We start from the raw sequence: 13,511 nt of genomic DNA, 5'->3' as shown, positions 1-13,511 counted from the left end.
TTCTTTTTCTTAAAAGTTAATCTATCACCATTTTCCATGGAAGTAAATGTTTTTTCAGGAATATTAACACTTGGAATGATGTAATAAATTCATCCTATTTACACAAGATTCTAATAGACTATTTCTGATCCGTATCTAGTAAAATATGCGCCTTGTATCTCTATCTTTTGTCCTGATATCAAAACAGGACAAAAAAAGTCGAAGATGCCTGATGATCTTCGATGGATAACTGCTCTATGATTTATTTAAATTCGGTATTCCAGTTAAAACCGATTGTCTCATCATTCCATGGGATTCTTTTTTCATCGGGCTGATCAGGGTTATACGAGGTTGTCGTAAAATAGATAATTGTCAGCGGCGTTTCGCCCAGCACTCTGTATCCGTGAGCGACGCCTTTTGGAATCAATAACAGCATCGGGTTGTCTTCTCCCATATAATAGACATCGGTTTCTCCCTTTGTTTCTGAATCCTCCCGCAGGTCGTAAAGGACAACCTGAGCGTGGCCTGTCGGGAAGAACCAGAGATCATCCTGCTTCTCGTGATAATGAAACGCTTTAATCACACCCGGATAGCTTTTGGACCAAGACGCCTGCCCAAAATGCTCAAGAAGGTTCTCATCATCGCGAACCAGTTCGGCAAAAAAACCTCTGTCATCACAATGCTTTGTCAGTTTCTTAACCTTGACTCCTTCAATCACGCGCACTGCTCCTTTCCTGCAAAAATTCCCGTAAAGCTTCCCGCCAATGACGCGGGCGTATGCCGGCTTCTTCAATGGCACGGTGGCTCAGCACAGAGTAAGCCGGCCGGGGTGTCGGATTCCCGTATTCCTCTGTCGTCACAGGCGTAATCGTTGTGTTCAGCCCGCTTTCTTCCATAATGGCCTTTGCGAACTCATACCAGCTGCATATGCCTGAATTGCTGACATGGTAGATGCCCGGCGGATGACTGAACAGCTTGATGACCGCTTCCGCCAAATCCTTCGTATAGGTCGGCGAGCCGATTTGATCATTCACAACCCGCAGCTCTTGTTTTGTTTCTGCGAGCTTCAGCATCGTATGAACAAAATTGCTGCCGCTTTGTCCATACACCCACGATGTTCTGATGATCGTGCTGTCGGTTCTTGCTAACTGGATCAGCTCTTCTCCGAGTTTTTTACTTTTACCGTAGATGGTGTTCGGGTCAAGGTGGCCGTCTTCCCTGTATGGCTGGGTCCCCTTCCCGTCAAATACATAATCCGTGCTGATATGAACATATTGCGCTCCGATGCGGGATGACTCCAGCGCAGTGTAATAAGCGCCAACTCCGTTGATCAAGTAAGCTTTATCCAGCTCCGTCTCGCATTTGTCGACGGACGTAAACGCGGCGGTATTGACCACGATATCCGGCTGATAATGCCCGAACGAATGCCGTACAGAACGCTGATCGGCGATGTTCATCATCTGCTTTGTTAACGCAATGACCTCATATCCGGCTTGCTTCAGCTGGCGGCACAGCTCCAAGCCAAGCTGTCCGCCCGCACCGGTTACCAATACCTTTTTCAATCGGATCACCTTCTCATCGGTCATTGTCTGTATACCAGCGAATCGTGCGCGCAATGCCTTCTTCAAACGGCACTTCCTGCCGCCAGCCAAGCTCATTTTTCAGCTTTGACGCATTGATCGCATAGCGCCGGTCATGCCCTTTTCGGTCTTCGACGTGAGCAAACAATTCCTCACAGCCCAAATGTTTCATGATAATACTCGCCAGCTCTTTATTCGTGCGTTCATTTCCGCCGCCGATATTATACACCTCACCGTCGGTTCCTTTTTCTAAAATAAGCTTGATGGCGCGGCAATGGTCCTCTGCAAAAAGCCAGTCTCTGATCTGAAGCCCGTCACCGTAGAGCGGAACCGGCAAGCCTTGTTTTGCATGGCGGATAATCGTTGGGATCATTTTTTCACTATGCTGATATGGGCCGTAATTGTTGCTGCAGCGTGTAATAATAGCCGGCAGTTTGTGTGTTTTCACATACGATAGAACAAGAAGGTCAGAGCTCGCTTTGCTCGCGGAATAAGGGTTGTTAGGAGAAAGCGGCGTTGCTTCCGTAAATGCGGGATCATTCGCTTCTAAATCCCCGTACACCTCGTCTGTTGAAATATGAATCAGCTTTTTGGCTTTTCCTTGTAAGACTGCCTCCGCCAGACGGTATGTGCCCATGACATTCGTTGTGATAAACGGCTCCGCTTGGGAGATGCTTCTGTCTACATGCGATTCCGCGGCGAAATGAATCACGGCGTCATAGGTCTCGTCAAACGCCCGGTCGATATCCTCCTGAATGCTGATATCCCCTTTTACAAACCGAAACCGGCTGTTTTCCTTTAGTTTTTCGATTTCCTGAGGGTGGCTGGCATACGTTAATTTATCTAGAACGGTAATGCGCGCATCCGTTTCCTCCAGCATGAGCTTTGTAAACGTGAGCCCTATGAATCCGGCCCCGCCTGTAATGAAATATGATTTTGCCATAGCTATTCGTCCTGTCCTTTCTGTAAAGCCTGATGTACCAGCCGGGAGGCGAGATAAAGCGATTCGTGTGTACCTGCATCAACCCACCAGCCCGATAACACATCATACGTCAGCTTGCTGTTTTCAATGTATAAATTATTTACATCAGTGATTTCCAGCTCGCCGCGCTTTGATGGTGATATTTGTTCAATATACGAAAACACTTCTGCATCATACATGTAAATGCCGGTTACACAAAGGTTGGTCGGCGGATGTGAAGGTTTTTCAATAATGGATCGAATGTGTTTGTTTTTCTCATCAATCTCAGCAATCCCAAAACGTTCTGGATCATCCACTTCTTTCAGAAGCACTTTCGCCCCTTTTCCCTGCTGTTCAAATCGTTCCGTATAAGGCTTTAATGAATCTTCGAATATATTATCACCTAATAATAAAATGAAAGGCTCCTTTCCGGTAAAGCGTTTTGCATAAGATAACCCATCTGAAATTCCCGATGCGGCGGGCTGCACTTGATAAGTGACAGAGACGCCAAGCTCCTCCCCGCTTCCCAGCAGCTTATAAAACTGCGGCATGTGCTCTTTTTGGCTGATGAGTAAAATCTCTTTAATTCCGGCTTCCTCAAGCTTCATTATCGACCAGTAAATCATCGGATAAGGGCCTACAGGAAGCAAATGCTTGTTGACGGCTTTGGTTAAGGGCATAAGGCGTGAGCCGTTTCCTCCGGCTAAAATGACACCTTTCACATTAACACTTCCTTACGTGCATTTTTATATCTTATCATCAAGCAAATCATAAAGAATGGCTGATACCCGTTTCATTCCTTTTCCATCTACGAGCGGCCTTCCTCCCTCGTGCAGAGAAAGACGGAGAGGATAGCTGCTGAATATTTGTGACATATGATAAGCAAGCTTTTCGACGGATACATTCTCTCCCAGGCCAAGATCAAGAACGGCGCCATGTTCCGCAAATTTTGCAGCGGTTGTGGTTTGATGGGCAACCTGAGAAAGTACGAGGCACGGCACGCCGATACAGATCGCTTCATAAAGCGAGATGCCGCCGGCGACAATGGCTGCATCTGCTTGTTTCATAAACACAGCCATGTCATTTGTCTGCTCGATTAGTGCGTATTGGGGTTTGTTTTGAATCAATTTACGGACCGCCTCTTGATGCGGCGAAGCGCTGCCCATGATAAAAATCATTTTCTTGTCTTTCCTGTCCGGGAGCTGATCGGCCGCTGCTATCACTTTAAAAACAAGCTGCTTTGGATCGCTTCCTCCTAATGCAACAAGAATATTGCGGCAGTCTTCCTTAAGTGCGTAATCAGCTCTTGCGGCTTGAAAGGCAGGGTGGAGAATCAGATAATCCGGGCCTTCATAGACACGGGCGTTTCCCTGATCGTAAACCTTGCTTCTGACATCGCCGTAAATTCCGTTAATGACCGCATCACTTTGACCTATCGCTTTCTCATTTTTTTCTTCGAACAGAACGATTTTGGCATCTGTGCCTGCTTTTATTTTTGTTAATAAATCGACAGGTGCACCAAGGATATCGAATAAAAGCAGATCGAGCTTTTTATCGTTTATTTCCCGGAGAATACATTCATTTTGCTGAAGCCCCGGTTTTACGATGACCTGCCAGTACTCTTCTTGAAGAAATTGTTCAGACTCGTCATTTGTGTAAAACGTAATGGAACAGCGGTGTTTGAGTTCTTGCGCAAGCCTTTTCATTCGAACGACGTGCCCCATTCCTTTCTCGAACCCGCCGTCTGCGAATATCCCGATATGCATGCTACTCAACCTCTTTTTGCTTTGTCATACCGTTCATCGCCGCCAGATCAGGGTGCTGGTTCAGCAGGCTGATTAACTCTGCAGCCGAGACATCAGGGCGCTCACCTGCTTTTTGATAGAGGGCTGAGACCAATTGATAATCTTCCTCCGTATCGACGGTCAGCCGATATTGAGGAGCGCAGAGCTGTTCCGGAGCCTCTAAAAACTGCAAACGGTAAAGATGGGGATGTTTCCGGACATACAAGGTGACATGCTCTTGGTATTTATCCTCCAGCATTTTGATGCCGCTGATATCGAGCAAAAGCTTGGCGCTCACCGCTTCACCGCAAATGCCTAACGGCGTATTCAGGATATACGTATAATCCGCACCTTGATCAAGATGAGCTGAAATCATCATATCGAGCAACTCTGGATCGACAAACGGATTATCCCCCGTTAAGCGGATGACGACTTCCGGTTTCGCAGCCTTTATGACTCGCGCAAATCTGTCGAGAACCCGTTCCTCACTGCCGCGGAAAACGCGAATGCCGTTCTTGATGCAGTGTGCCTCTAATACATCGTCGGCTTTTTTGTCAGATGTAGCGATGACAAGATTATCGCGCTCCTTTTGATAGAATGCGCTTTGCCGTACGCGCTGAACGAGAATATCGAGTAAATGCTCCGAACCAAGCGGACGCAGTACTTTTCCAGGAAGGCGTTCCGATCCCATTCTCGCCTGCACGATAAAAAGTATGTCATCCATGGGACGGGCTGTCCTTCGTTAAAATATCTTCCCACGTAATGCCTGTGTCTGCCGGGATGTCCCTTACCGCACGCACGCCGCCGGTCAATAGCTCAAAAAATCTCGGGTGCAGCCCCTGAGGCTTTTGTCCGGGGCGGAGCACGGCAATATTGTTTTCGCTGAAGGCATCCCCTTTTTGAATCGGAGCCGTTGTGAAAATTCCCCTATATGCAAATTTTCTGATCTCACCCTCAATGGCAGTTGTTGTTTTGTATGAACTGCCCAGCAGCTTTTCAGAAACTGGCTTCCTGATGCCTAGTTTCAGCTCGGCTTCCGTTTCCCTGATGGCCTTGACCATTTCCTTTAATTCATCCGGATTTAATGCAAATGAATGATCAGCCCCCGGCAGGTTTTTATCGATAGTAAAATGCTTTTCTATCAGTCTGGCGCCGAGCCGGACCGCGGCACATGGCGCTTCTGTCGGGTGCTCGCTATGATCCGAAAAACCGATGGGCGCATCCGGAAAAGCGGCGGCAAGCATCGGGATCACACTGAGGTTGCTGTATTCAGGCGGTGCAGGGTATTTCGCCACACAATGCATAATGGCAATTTCGTGGTTGCCCTCTGCTCTGATGGTGCGCCAAGCCTCATGAATATCAGCAATTTCCGCTCCGGCTGTCGAAAAAATCATCGGCCTGTTCATGCGGGCGACGTACTTGAGCAGCGGGAGATGGTTAATTTCATAGGATGCGATTTTAAAAGCACTTGGAGAAGTGGAAAGCAGCAGATCAGCTGATCCTTCATCACACACCGTGCTTAAAAAAATCACCTGTTTCTTGCGACAGTAGTCCAAAAGCGGATCAATCCACTCCGCGGGCAATTCCATGGACTGAACGAGAGAAAAAATTGATACATCATTGCCCGCAGCCGTTTTGTATAATCCAGGATCTTTCTGATACATCTTATCAGCCTGGAACATTTGAAATTTAACGGCATCTGCACCCGCTTCCGCCGCGGCATCAATCAGTGCAAAGGCCTGATCCAATTTTCCGTCATGATTAATTCCTGCCTCGGCAATGATAAAAACGGGAGCATCTTTGCCGACAGTTTTGTTTGCGATCTGAAAACCCGCCATTATTTCGCCTCCTTGCCCGACCAAATGTGGTAATAGTAATATGATTGAACAGCGGTGAAGCCCATTCTTTCATATAGGCGGATCGCTCTTACATTATGAAGCTGCGTCCCCGCTGTTACCGTTTTATGCTTCAGCGTCTCCGGTTGTTCTATGAGATGCGCCAATAAATGAAACGCGATACGCTTGCCTTCATACCCCGGCTTCACAGCCATCAAATCAAGCACATACTCATCACCTTTTGATAAACCTTGCAGGTAGCCGATTATTTCCCCATTATATCTAGCGGCAATATTGATATCCGCTCTCCCCATCAGATTGTTTCGTGTCCACTCTTGAAAGATTTTGTTCGCTGCCTCACGGCTGAGATAAGGATCGTGAAAATATCTGCTTTTCGTAAATGCGTCGCTGGCTAACTGGCAAATCTCTTCGGTGTCTCCAGGCTCAGGCTGAACCAGTTCAAAAAATGGCGGCGTTTTTTCATATATAGACGGGGTCTTCGCCAGTTTAAGCAAACTGCCGACAAAATAAGATGACGGCTGCTGCTGAATGACATGTACTGCTCCGATATCCTCTGCCGGTACACGCACAAACACAAAATCCGTTTCATCCGTTTGCCGAACAGAATAAAAGGCCTGAAATAGCCGTTTCAGCTGTCCTGTGCTGTTAGCCGCGAGAAGCTTTACGTTCATGGCTTTTTTCTGAAGCATTTTGCTTTCCCAAAGGGCGTCTTCATACATCATCACGCCTTGAAGCTGGCTGTTTTCAAATAGGCCGAGCGAAAATTGATACGACCCGTCAAGTGTCATCTGTTTGCTTTGGAGAAATTCCATGATCGCCTCTTTGGAAACATTCTCTTTTATCGTATACACCTAACCAGCCCCTTTTGCGATGTCCCGCACGGCCTCTATCACGTCGTTGACATCTTCGTCAGACATTGATGGATACAGCGGGAGTGACAGGGTGCGTTTGTAATACTTCATGGCGAGCGGGTAGTCTGTTTCCTTAAATCCGAATTCCTTTTGATAATACGGATGAATATGCACTGGGATAAAATGAACACTGGTCCCGATATTGTATTCATCCTTTAGAGCCGTAATCATTTCATCCCGAGTGACGCCGGCCTGTTTTTCATCAACTTGCAGGACATATAAATGCCAGGCATGCCGTCCTTCGTTGTGAACAAACGGCGTGATCAGCCCCGGGATTTGCTGAAAAGCGGCTTGATACTGACCTGCAATCTCTTCTCTCCGTTTTTGCATGTCATCCAGCCGTTTCAGCTGATGAAGCCCGAGCGCCGCCTGCAGATCAAACATGTTCATTTTGTAGCCGGGCGACTCGACCTCATAGTACCAGCTGCCATTTGAAGAATAACGGTTCCACGCGCCTTTGCTCATGCCGTGAAGGCTCAGAACCCTGATTTTGTCGGCAAGCTCCTCATCATCCGTCGTCAGCATGCCGCCTTCCCCTGTCGCCAGGTTTTTGGTCGCGTAGAAGCTGAATGCTGTCGCATCCCCGATGGAGCCGATCATTCTCTGCTTATAAGTGGTGTATACTGCGTGCGCCGCATCCTCGAGCACAAATAGACCGTGCGTTTGGGCAATGGCTAAAATTGCGTCCATGTCACAGGACTGCCCCCCAAAGTGGACGGGTACAACGGCTTTCGTCCGCGGTGTGACCGCCGTCTCAAGCTTTTTCGGATCAATGTTAAGCGTCTTTTCATCTATATCCGCAAACACCGGCGTTGCTCCGGTATGAATAATCGTATTGGCGGTTGAGCTGAACGTCAGTGGAGAGGTTATGACTTCATCACCCAGTCCGACCCCTTTTGCTTTTAAAGCCAAAAATAAAGCAGCGGTACATGAATTCAGCGCCACGGCGTGCTTGGCTCCGACAAACGCGGCAAACTCTTTTTCAAACTGCTGAACCTTCGGGCCTTTGGAAAGCCATCCGGATTCAAGCGTTTCTGTGACCTCCTGAATTTCTTCCTTTCCGATCAGCGGCAAGGAATAAGGAAGAAAATGATTTCTCTTTTGCACCATTTCTTTGCGCTCCTATCGTTTTATTCAGAATGATCCCGCCTGTAATCAACTCCTGTTTTTGCTTTCAGTTCCGAAAACAAGGCGAGCGTCGACTCAGTAACCGGGTAATTGGAAGCCGTAAATGACAGACGCGCCGCTTCTGCCTTCTGATACATGGCGGGATTTTGAAGAACCTCAATCAGGGTGCGCGCTAATTCCTCCGGTTTTTCAAATATAAAATCGCCAAGAGACTCGTAATACGGATACGTGCGGTTTCCGGTCGATTTCCCGATCAGTGCGGGCTTTTGAAACAGCATGGCCTCAAGGCCCACCGTTGAGGTTTGTGTCACAGCGGCGTCAGCATACGCCAGAATATCGTACAGATCCATCTCTTTTTTGATGACTCTGCATGCTTTATGTTTTTTTGCCGCCGCATGATACAGATCCAGCTTGTTTTTTCCGATTTCCCATGGGTGAGGTTTAATGATGATTTGCAGCTGTTTTTGCGTGGTAAGCTCCGCTAACACACTTGAATAAAATTCCTCGGAAAAGGGCTGTGTCGCGATCAAAACGATTTTTTTAGACGGGTGAAAGGCCAGCTTTCGATAAAATACTGACATGTCCATAGGTGTCCTGTTAAAAATTTCGTCAAAGCGGGGATGTCCCGTTATAAGAATCTGTTCTGGTTTGCAGCCTTTTTGCTGATACCAACCAGCTTCATATGCGCCAAAAACAGCCTGATAGGTTGTAAAAACGGGCAAGAAGGCTTCATCACCCATCAGCGCTCCATGCTGAAGGCAGACGCTCACGGCCCCTCTCCTTTCGCACATAAGAGCGAGCACCCTGCTGTAAATGTCTTCTGTCGTTCCTACAACAACGGCAGAAATGTTCTCTTTCGTGAATAAAGCATCTACTGTGTCAATGGCTTCCATGAACAAAGGAATATCCTTGAAAAGCCGTTCACGAAATGCTTGATCACCGAATGCCGGGTGGTCGTCATAAGCCGAAAGAATCGAAAAAGCCTTTTCAAGATACGGCTTCGGATCGCCTTTTTCACATGAAGCAGCCACTTCAGGCTTGCTGATCACAGGCAAATCGCAATAATTCGGCATACTCCATCTTGCCAAAACAGCTGTTTTCTCAGGATCAAATTGGTAGTAATTAGCGTTTACAAAACGAAGGTGATCAAAATGCAAGATCACTTTTCCCTTAACAGGCGCGTCATTTGTTTTGGCAATGCTCTGTTTTTTCTCTTCAAAAAACGTCTGAATCTGGCCTTCATCGATATGCTGATCCGCAGGCCCGAATAATTCCGGTTCTTCTTCCATCATCACTCTCAGCTCAGGGCTGATGTATTGGTAAAAATTACTGATAAGCCCGAGCGGAATCCCCTTGTAGCGAAGCCTGTCAAAAAGCTCCGCATACTTCCGGTACAACACCCAATAATTGCTTAAATAGGCCGACAAACTCTCACCCCATTCCAAGCTTTTTTAATGATTCACGCAGTTCGCGGCAGTTGCGCTGCGGAGGAAGATTCCGAACGAACTCGTTTTTTTCTGACTCAAACAGCTGAAAATGAATGGATTGGTCTGTAATATAGTTCAGATCAAGCTCCTCGGCCAGCGGGTAAAACGGATAAAAATGATTGACTCTCCAAAAGAACCGGGCATCACCGATCCGATAAAACGCCGGGCTTTCATCCCAATAAGAGCCAAACGACTCCTTCACCTTCTCAAGCACCGAATACCTGTGCATCACCGAGCAATGGTCAATTGCGCACGGAGCGTTCCACGTTACTTGACTGGCGGGCCTGACAGTTTCTTTTATAATGTCTCGATTCTGGTTTAAATGATAGGTTTTCGAGCTTGAGTAGATCACAGCCTTTTCCGGGTGATCATCGAGTTCACGCACCATCTTTAACAGCCGATCCGGCATATAGATGTTGTCATCCGTCGCATAGGTGATATATTCACCCTCTGCCATCTCAATCGCTTGATTGATCAGGGCCGCGTATCTCGTTTTTTTCCGTTCTTTCCTTCACTCCAGATACATCGCTTTGATAGAAATGCACACGGTTATCATTCAAAAAGGGACGGATTTCATTCAGCGTCTCTTCATTTGAGTTGTCATCCATAATAAACAATTCAAAATCAGAAAAAGTTTGTGAGAGTATGCTTGAAATGGACTTTGCCACATAATCGCTTTTGTTATAGCTCGTCATAATCACTGAAACTTTCGGCAAATCCTACACCTCCTTCTTGAATTTTCACACCTGAAACTAACGTTATCTTATGTTGCTTAAGCGCAAGTTGCGCTAGGAATACAGACTAATATGCGAAAAGATTGTGTACGTCCATTGAAAAAACAGTGATCGGCCAGAGAAATCGGCACGCTCACTGTTCTTTTTTTCAGCATATTCCAAGCTTTGGCCTCATAAGGTGAAAGAGATAAAAATCGCACTAGCGACTAAGATCGTTTGTCATCGGAGGTGAGTCATCTCGGATCGTTTATTTATACATCCGGAACATGTTCTGAATGGTTTTCATAAAAAGGAGGAACGATATGAAACCGAAAAAAAATCAATATCAGCAAATGCAGGGATATGATATGCAGGGGTATTCGCCTCAATTCGGCCCAAATCCGTACCCGCAGCCGCAAGGGCAAGGCCCGCAAATGCAAGGCCCACAAATGCAGACTATGGGACAAATGCAGCAAATGCCCATGCAGCAGGGGCAGCAAGGCTTCGGATTCCCCACTCAGCAGCAAGGCCAGGGCGGCGGGTTTCAAATTCCATCGGGGCCGACGCCATCGGGCGGCCAAAACATTCCCGGCATGCTGCCTGTCGAGGAATCATATATCGAAAATATACTGCGCCTGAACAGGGGAAAAACGGCTACCATCTATATGACATTTGAAAACAGCAAAGAGTGGGGATCAAAGATTTTTCGCGGCGTCATCGAGGCTGCGGGCCGGGATCACATTATTATCAGCGATCCAAAGACAGGAACCCGCTATCTTCTGCTGACGATCTATCTTGATTACGTTACCTTTGATGAAGAAATTGCATATACGTACCCATACTCGATGTCATCCTATTCGCCAAGATAAAGAAAAAAAGCCAATCTCTCATATCATGAGGATTGGCTTTTTTATTTATAGATATTTGACGGCTGCGACAACGATCATGATCCAAGAAATAATGAACGCCACACCGCCAAGCGGCGTGATTGCCCCGAGAATGGAAATTTGCGTCACACTGAGGATGTATAAGCTTCCGGAAAACAGCACAATCCCCGCAAACATCAGCCAGCCGGCTGTTGTGACGCTGCCGATGCCAGACAGTTTATCCGCAAGAAACGCGACAACAAAAAGCCCCAGCGCGTGATACATATGATACTGCACGCCTGTGTGCCACACCTGAAGATATTTATCAGGAATTTTCCCTTCTAATCCGTGTGCGCCAAATGCCCCGAGGCCCACGGCAAGCATGGCATTAATAGCGCCTAATATAATAAATACTTTCATCTATTCTCTCCCGCCTTTTCGTTAAAATCATATCAATTATCATATCGCACCTGTATGAAAATTCAATGTTTGTTCTCTGATGACACGAGATTGTCGGATTTTCTCCTGCGCCAAAGCTGAAACTGATCCATCGCTATTGCAGCAAGCGTCCCTAAGACAAGCCCGTTGCTTAACAGAGAAATAAACACCGGATGCATATCCTTTAATGCACTTTCTGGCACAAACATAATGCCGACACCTGTAAGCAGTGAAATGCCGATCACAGCCCGCACTCTTTTCAGCTCTGATTTCTCATAGGAATCAAATTCAGTAAACGCCAAACCAACCATTGCCGAGAACACAACAAAGTTTACCGCGAATCCAACGGGTGACGGCAGACTCGCAAACGCATTCATAAAAAACGGAATCACGCTGATGAAAACGACCAGCATACTGCCGAGAACAAACGGCTTTTTAGAAGGCATCTTTGTCGTTTCAATAAAACCCGCGGCTCCCGAAATCGGAACCGGTGCAATGGCTCCAGACAAACCGCTCAGCAAATGGCTGAATGCAGCCGCAAAACCGGCAGGGCGCTCATGACGCTTTCCATCTGTCTGTTTGCCGAATTTTTTCACTGCAATGTCCACAACCTTCATACTTGCCAGCATGTTAACGATCAGCAGGATCGTAATAAAAACCGAGGTGATGGCTAGGCCGCTGTTAAATAACGGGGCACCGAACGGAAACAGAGACGGCAGCTGAAACAGCCGATCCGGCATTTCGATCGGTTTCGCAACGCCCGCAGCCGCAAACAGCACCCATCCGCCGAAAAGGGCCAATAAAATAGAATATTGCTTTAAAAAAACGATATGAGAATTTGACATGATAAAAGCTGCAGCAACGACAACCAGCGCGAGGACAAATACAAGACCGTCCACGCTGTCTTTTAAATAGCCGATGCCGAGAAGCCCTTTTATTATCGGCTGGCTCAGCTGCATGACGAGCAGCAGCAAATAGACCCCTGTCACAACCGGAGTAAACAAGGCAGCAAGCCGGTCAATGACCTTGAAGACACTTAACAAAAAGAAACATACAGCGCTTACAAGAAGCGCCCCCTGCAAGCCGCGCAATGTTTCGCCATATGTCGCAAACACCGTTCCGGTCAGGCCGCCGTAGATCGTGTACACTCCCCACCACAAGCCGGCAGGGCTTTCATTTATAGGCAGCCGGTGTCCTTTCAAACACTGAATAACTGCGGCAATTCCCAATACAAAAAAAGTGCTTTGAATCAGCCGTGCAGAATCTGAATGATCCAGATGAAACGACTGGGCAACCGCCACCGGAACAACAATCGCCGCGGCAATCATAAACGCTGTCCATTGCAGAGCGCCAAGAACCAATTTCACGTAAGCTCAACCTTTCTGATTAAAAATCAAATAAAGACTCTCCGTTTCCATCCTCTTCCTGCTTATCTTTTTCCTGCTTCCGATATTTGTTTAATCCCGCGCTGCCCATCATTTTTTCCATCAGCAGCTGATCTGTCGAAGGCGGCACCGAAGGACTTGCCGTGACACTCGGCTGAATGCGCGGCGCGCTCCCCGTCTCCTGCTGATCCAGCACAACGTCGCACAAAGAACGGACGACCGCCACGTGACGCTTCAGCTCCTCATCACCTTCAGCCGTCTTTGCTTTCTTCAATTCCTCTTCCATCTTCTGAATCAAAGCGGATATATGAATGTTCATAAAAAATCCTCCAAAAATAAAATGTAGTCTCCCTGCATTTTATCAAATTCCCGCCGCAAACGCAGACAAGAGTTTGTTATTTTTTCTGACAAGCGCCTCGCATT

General features: G+C 47.2%; 14 protein-coding genes and 1 pseudogene. 1 reads left to right on the top strand and 14 read right to left on the bottom strand.

What is annotated here, in order from left to right:
* Positions 1 to 241: 241 nt before the first annotated feature.
* The 11 genes and pseudogenes from H7F27_RS01945 to spsA all read right to left on the bottom strand — a co-directional run bounded on the left by H7F27_RS01945 (position 242) and on the right by spsA (position 10,402).
* Entirely contained in the window at positions 242 to 697 is a 456-nt protein-coding gene (locus H7F27_RS01945) for a dTDP-4-dehydrorhamnose 3,5-epimerase family protein (protein WP_010332322.1), read from the bottom strand.
* Positions 690 to 1,541, bottom strand: coding sequence for a dTDP-4-dehydrorhamnose reductase (gene rfbD, locus H7F27_RS01940; RefSeq protein ID WP_024123257.1), 852 nt, complete (start codon positions 1,539 to 1,541; stop codon positions 690 to 692). The genes H7F27_RS01945 and rfbD overlap by 8 nt, the downstream gene beginning before the upstream one ends.
* A 13-nt stretch (positions 1,542 to 1,554) precedes the next feature.
* Positions 1,555 to 2,502 (bottom strand): dTDP-glucose 4,6-dehydratase, encoded by a 948-nt coding sequence (gene rfbB, locus H7F27_RS01935; protein WP_024123258.1) that lies wholly within the window; start codon positions 2,500 to 2,502, stop codon positions 1,555 to 1,557.
* Positions 2,503 to 2,504: 2 nt separating this feature from the next.
* Positions 2,505 to 3,242 (bottom strand): sugar phosphate nucleotidyltransferase, encoded by a 738-nt coding sequence (locus tag H7F27_RS01930; protein WP_024123259.1) that lies wholly within the window; start codon positions 3,240 to 3,242, stop codon positions 2,505 to 2,507.
* A gap of 24 nt (positions 3,243 to 3,266) precedes the next feature.
* Positions 3,267 to 4,286, bottom strand: a complete 1,020-nt coding sequence (locus H7F27_RS01925) for a PseG/SpsG family protein (protein ID WP_024123260.1) — start codon at positions 4,284 to 4,286, stop codon at positions 3,267 to 3,269.
* A 1-nt stretch (position 4,287) separates the two neighbouring features.
* The gene (locus H7F27_RS01920; RefSeq protein WP_024123261.1) at positions 4,288 to 5,028 is read right to left on the bottom strand and encodes a cytidylyltransferase domain-containing protein; all 741 of its coding nucleotides are present in this window, start codon (positions 5,026 to 5,028) and stop codon (positions 4,288 to 4,290) included.
* Complete coding sequence (locus H7F27_RS01915; protein WP_095712757.1) at positions 5,021 to 6,142, bottom strand: N-acetylneuraminate synthase family protein; 1,122 nt, start codon at positions 6,140 to 6,142, stop codon at positions 5,021 to 5,023. Before H7F27_RS01915 ends, H7F27_RS01920 begins: the two co-directional genes overlap by 8 nt.
* Entirely contained in the window at positions 6,142 to 7,011 is an 870-nt protein-coding gene (locus H7F27_RS01910) for a GNAT family N-acetyltransferase (protein ID WP_185848488.1), read from the bottom strand. Before H7F27_RS01910 ends, H7F27_RS01915 begins: the two co-directional genes overlap by 1 nt.
* A complete protein-coding gene (locus tag H7F27_RS01905; RefSeq protein ID WP_024123264.1) occupies positions 7,012 to 8,181 on the bottom strand; it encodes a DegT/DnrJ/EryC1/StrS family aminotransferase in 1,170 nt (389 codons plus the stop codon).
* 20 nt (positions 8,182 to 8,201) lie between these two features.
* Entirely contained in the window at positions 8,202 to 9,626 is a 1,425-nt protein-coding gene (locus H7F27_RS01900) for a CDP-glycerol glycerophosphotransferase family protein (RefSeq protein ID WP_103671842.1), read from the bottom strand.
* Between the two features lie 4 nt (positions 9,627 to 9,630).
* Positions 9,631 to 10,402: pseudogene (spsA, locus tag H7F27_RS01895) on the bottom strand (spore coat dTDP-glycosyltransferase SpsA).
* A 320-nt stretch (positions 10,403 to 10,722) separates the two neighbouring features.
* Here spsA and gerQ point away from each other — a divergent pair.
* Entirely contained in the window at positions 10,723 to 11,268 is a 546-nt protein-coding gene (gerQ, locus tag H7F27_RS01890; protein ID WP_024123267.1) for a spore coat protein GerQ, read from the top strand.
* A gap of 45 nt (positions 11,269 to 11,313) precedes the next feature.
* On the opposite strand, the gene H7F27_RS01885 is transcribed toward gerQ, so the two are convergent.
* The 3 genes from H7F27_RS01885 to H7F27_RS01875 form a co-directional block, all read right to left on the bottom strand.
* Positions 11,314 to 11,685: a DUF423 domain-containing protein gene (locus H7F27_RS01885; RefSeq protein ID WP_010332332.1), complete on the bottom strand. Its 372-nt coding sequence runs from the start codon at positions 11,683 to 11,685 to the stop codon at positions 11,314 to 11,316.
* 62 nt (positions 11,686 to 11,747) lie between these two features.
* Entirely contained in the window at positions 11,748 to 13,070 is a 1,323-nt protein-coding gene (locus tag H7F27_RS01880; RefSeq protein ID WP_106019756.1) for a purine/pyrimidine permease, read from the bottom strand.
* Positions 13,071 to 13,089: 19 nt separating this feature from the next.
* Positions 13,090 to 13,407, bottom strand: a complete 318-nt coding sequence (locus H7F27_RS01875; RefSeq protein WP_185848487.1) for a YwdI family protein — start codon at positions 13,405 to 13,407, stop codon at positions 13,090 to 13,092.
* Between the last annotated feature and the right edge of the window lie 104 nt (positions 13,408 to 13,511).

This window comes from Bacillus sp. PAMC26543, assembly GCF_014250375.1.
Taxonomy (GTDB): domain Bacteria; phylum Bacillota; class Bacilli; order Bacillales; family Bacillaceae; genus Bacillus; species Bacillus halotolerans.
The sequence above is the reverse complement of the archived record's forward strand: the minus strand, read 5'-3'. Positions and strand labels throughout refer to the sequence as shown.